The organism is Pararhizobium sp. (genome assembly GCF_035497515.1).
Lineage (GTDB): Bacteria > Pseudomonadota > Alphaproteobacteria > Rhizobiales > Rhizobiaceae > Pararhizobium.
In genome coordinates this window covers 1-4,065 of sequence record NZ_DATJDJ010000163.1, presented here as the reverse complement: position 1 = coordinate 4,065, position 4,065 = coordinate 1, and the positions used below count along the sequence as shown (strand labels likewise).

The following is a 4,065-nucleotide window of genomic DNA, read 5'->3' as shown; positions in this document are numbered from 1 at the left end:
GCCTTGTCTTCGAACACGCTGTCATGCATCGGTTCACTCGTCGTATCTTGCCAACCGGCCGCCGGCATCGAGCCTCCAGATAAGGGGCGGCCACCTCCGAAGCTTTGCTCAGGGTACGGAACTCGATCGCACAAGCCCTGGCAATTTCCATCGAAGTGTATCGGACAAGAAGGCGGCAGTTCACACAATTGTTGCGCAGCAAGAAGGGCGCGAGATGCAATCGTGCAATTTCGCTACCTTATCACGTAATTTTACTTCCAATCTGCAATCTCCAGCGCTAAGCTGAGACAAATAGCCGGCATTCGAGCCCCGTTTCGATCGCGTTTTGCAACGCGCATCGCTCGGGGCTTTTTGTATTGGGACCCTCAATGAAACGGGTGATAGACATAGGCGTGCTCCTATCTCGCAGCGGCATGTACGCAGCGTTGGCGCACGCAAGTCGCCAGGGAGTTCTGCAAGGCGTCACCGAGGTGAATGCCGATTCCCGGCTCGATGTCGCCTTCCGAGTGGTAGAGCGCGATCCGGAAGGTCGGCTCGACCGCTATGCGCCATTGTGCCGCGAAATTCTGAGGGAGTCTGAAGCCCGCCATATCTTCGGCTGCATCACCTCGGCGAGCCGCAAAGAGGTCATCCCTGAGCTCGAGCGCTACGACGGGGTGCTGTGGTATCCAGTCCCCTATGAAGGCTTCGAGGCGTCTGAACGCGTCGCCTATATGCATGCCTGTCCGAACCAGCATCTGCTCCCGCTTCTCGATTGGGCATTGCCGGCCCTCGGCAAGCGAGCATACTTCGTCGGCTCCAATTACATATGGGGCTGGGAAATAGCCCGCATTGCCCGAGAGCGAGTAGCGGCATCGGCCGGCGAAGTGCTGGGCGATCGCTATCTCGCCGTCGGCGACACCGACGTGGATCACATCATCCAGGAGATCCGCGTCTTGAAGCCGGATTTCGTCCTGAACTCGCTGGTGGGTGACAGCTCCTATGCGTTTCTTGCGCGACTGGCGGAGCTAAAACAGGAAACGGGGATCGACAACGGCCTCACCGTCCTGTCCTGCAACTTCACCGAATGCGAAATCAAATCCGCGGGTGGCGCGGCCGAGGGGTTGGTATCGGCGGGCCCGTGGTTCGAGCCGGATGGCAGTTACGGCGGATCATTCCATGAGATGGCACGCCAGTCCGTGCATGAACTCGCCAATCTGTTGCACGGCCGTCCGCGCGCAGAAATGCTCCCACTTTCCGACTTGCTGCGTTCCGCCATCACGTCCGGCTACACACCGCGGCTCGACCCGGCGCATCTTCATGCGCGCCAGCCAGCCATCATAGCGCGGCTTGCGGATGGTCGCTTTCACGAGATCAAGCGTCTCCCGGCACTCCGGGCCGATCCCTATCTCACTCGTCATCCGCAGACCTCCTCCAGCGGCTCCATGCTGAAGGTGGTGTCATGACAGCCATCAGGACGGAAAACCTCGGGGGAGCGACAGCCTGGATCCTGCATCGGCCCCACCCGTCGGTGCAGGGGCTCATCCGCCAACTGGGAGTAATTGGACTTGCAGTTCGCGAAGCCTGGCCAGAGTTGCCGGTCGAGGCGATCGCTGCCGACTTCATCTTCTATGACGCCGACATGGGCCACGATGAGCAGTTCCACTGGTCGTCCGGGCAATCACCGATGCCCATGATCGCGTTGATCGGATCGGAAGCGCCGGGTCGCCTTCGCTGGGCCATGGAGATGGGCGCGCATGCGCAGCTCCTCAAACCCATGAGCGACAAGGGCGTATACGCCGCTCTCCTCGTTGCGCGCAGCAATTTCGATCGAGCCAAGGCATCAGAAGCCCTAATCACCGACCTGCAGAACCGCCTGTCGGCGCGACAGACGATCGTTCGCGCTGTCATGATCTTCGTGATGCAGGGCAAGACAGAGGCTGAGGCCTATGACCTTTTGCGCCAGACCGCGATGGCTTGGCGCGTCACAATCGAAACCGCCGCCGAGCGGCTGGTGGCGAACCATTCAAATGAGAGGGGCACCGACGATGGCAGACGCATCGATCTCGCCTGAACCCTTGGTCGTGCCGGCGGAAGGACCTTCGGTCCTGCGCAGGCTAATGAGCTGCAAGCTTGCCGTCTTGGGGCTGCTGATCGTGCTCATTTGCGTCGGCGGCGCGGTCTTTGCCGACTGGCTTGCGCCTCACGACCCTTATGAGCAGTTCTTCGACGGCCTGACACTCGAAGGCGCGCCGCTACCGCCGAACGAGACCTTCTGGTTCGGGACCGATCTCCTTGGTCGCGACCTGTTCTCCCGTATCCTTTATGGAGCACAGACCTCACTGATCATAGGGCTTGTGGCCAACGGCGCCGCGCTCTTCATCGGTACGATCGTCGGCGTGACAGCGGGCTACTTCCGGGGCGTCATCGGCGCCGTACTGATGCGCTTTACCGACCTGATGATGGCGTTTCCGGCGCTGCTTCTGGCAATCTGCCTTGCCGCGATCTTCTCGCCATCATTGTGGATCGTCGCAATGGTGATTGCCTTCGTGAATTGGGTGCAGACCGCACGCGTGATCTTCACGCAGACCTCGTCGCTCGCCGAACGCGATTACATCGCCGCCGAAAAGACGCTGGGCGCGGGGCACGGCCGTATCCTCTTCAAGCACATCCTGCCGCATCTGGTCCCGACGCTGATAGTCTGGGGCACGCTCGGCATTTCAACGACCGTTCTGCTCGAAGCAACGCTGTCCTTCCTTGGCATCGGCGTTCAGCCTCCCATCCCGTCCTGGGGCAATATCATCTTCGAGAACCAGACCTACTTCCAGTCGGCACCATGGCTTGTCTTCATTCCGGGTGCCGCGATCCTGCTTCTCGCACTGGCCTTCAACCTGGTCGGCGATGCGCTCCGCGACATTCTCGACCCGACACAGCAGGGACGTGACTGATGGCCGCCTATATTCTCAGACGCCTCGTCCAGTCCGCGCTCATCCTGCTCGGTGTCTCCTTCATCACCTTCGTACTGCTCTATGTGTTGCCGGCAGACCCGGTGCGGCAGATCGCCGGCCGTTCGGCGACAGCGGCGACTGTCGAAAGCATCCGCCAGCAACTCGGTCTCGATCAGCCCTTCTTCGTCCAGTACGGACATTACCTGCTGAACCTCGTTCAGGGTGACTTCGGCCGCTCTTACCTTCAGAAAACGGAAGTGGCGGAGTTGATCGCCTCCCGCCTGCCGGCGACGCTGCTTCTGCTCGTGGCGGCCATCGCCTGCGAACTTCTGATCGGCCTGCCGCTCGGCATCGTCGCCGCGCTGAACCGCGGCAAGGCGCTCGACAATGGTCTGATGCTGACGAGCTTCCTGACGGTCTCTGCTCCCCAGTTCGTCGTGGCGCTGCTGCTGCTCTTCGTCTTTGCCGTGAAGCTCGGCTGGTTTCCGATCGGCGGGTACGGAACGTTTATGCATCTGATCCTGCCGGCGCTGACGCTCGGCATCCTCGGCTCCGGCTGGTACTCGCGTATCATGCGCTCTTCGATGGTTGACGTGCTGCGCGCCGACTTCATTCGCACGGCACGTGCCAAGGGCCTCGGCCGCAGCAAGGTCATCCTTGGCCACGCCCTACCCAATGCGATCCTGCCGATCATCGCCATGATCGGTATTGATATCGGCCTGTTCATGTCGGGTATCGTCGTTGTCGAAAGCGTTTTCGGCTGGCCCGGTATCGGCCAGCTCGCCTGGCAAGCAATCCAGCGCGTCGACATCCCAATCATCATGGGCGTTACGCTCGTCTCAGCCTGCGGCATCGTCCTCGGCAACCTCGTCGCCGACCTGATTTCGCCGCTCATCGATCCGCGCATCAAGCTGCGCTGAAACCTTCAACCCAGAGGAGTGAAGACTATGAAGAAGCTGATCCTTTCCACCGCGCTTGCGATGCTGATGGCGTTGCCCGCGCTTGCCCCGGCGCAGGCCCAGGAGCCCAAGCACGGCGGCAACATGGTCGTCACCTACAAAGACGATGTCGCCACGCTCGATCCGGCCATCGGCTACGACTGGCAGAATTGGTCGATGATCAAATCGGTCTTCGACGG

Annotated in this window: 4 protein-coding genes and 1 pseudogene; all 5 read left to right on the top strand. The window is 60.9% G+C overall.

Going from position 1 to position 4,065, the window contains the following annotated elements:
- The first annotated feature begins 368 nt into the window (after positions 1–368).
- Positions 369–1,445, top strand: a complete 1,077-nt coding sequence (locus VL202_RS16165; RefSeq protein WP_325465112.1) for a transporter substrate-binding protein — start codon at positions 369–371, stop codon at positions 1,443–1,445.
- Entirely contained in the window at positions 1,442–2,053 is a 612-nt protein-coding gene (locus tag VL202_RS16160) for an ANTAR domain-containing response regulator (RefSeq protein WP_056331404.1), read from the top strand. The genes VL202_RS16165 and VL202_RS16160 overlap by 4 nt, the downstream gene beginning before the upstream one ends.
- A complete protein-coding gene (locus VL202_RS16155; RefSeq protein ID WP_056331406.1) occupies positions 2,028–2,927 on the top strand; it encodes an ABC transporter permease in 900 nt (299 codons plus the stop codon). Before VL202_RS16160 ends, VL202_RS16155 begins: the two co-directional genes overlap by 26 nt.
- Complete coding sequence (locus tag VL202_RS16150; protein WP_325465111.1) at positions 2,927–3,847, top strand: ABC transporter permease; 921 nt, start codon at positions 2,927–2,929, stop codon at positions 3,845–3,847. Before VL202_RS16155 ends, VL202_RS16150 begins: the two co-directional genes overlap by 1 nt.
- 27 nt (positions 3,848–3,874) lie before the next feature.
- Positions 3,875–4,065 (top strand): annotated as a pseudogene (locus VL202_RS16145) (ABC transporter substrate-binding protein); the annotation flags it as partial.

Excerpts from the sequence above, each read along its gene's own strand:
- VL202_RS16155 (WP_056331406.1), top strand. The coding sequence starts at position 2,028 with ATGGCAGACGCATCGATCTCGCCTGAACCCTTGGTCGTGCCGGCGGAA.
- VL202_RS16150 (WP_325465111.1), top strand. The coding sequence starts at position 2,927 with ATGGCCGCCTATATTCTCAGACGCCTCGTCCAGTCCGCGCTCATCCTG.
- VL202_RS16165 (WP_325465112.1), top strand. The coding sequence starts at position 369 with ATGAAACGGGTGATAGACATAGGCGTGCTCCTATCTCGCAGCGGCATG.
- VL202_RS16160 (WP_056331404.1), top strand. The coding sequence starts at position 1,442 with ATGACAGCCATCAGGACGGAAAACCTCGGGGGAGCGACAGCCTGGATC.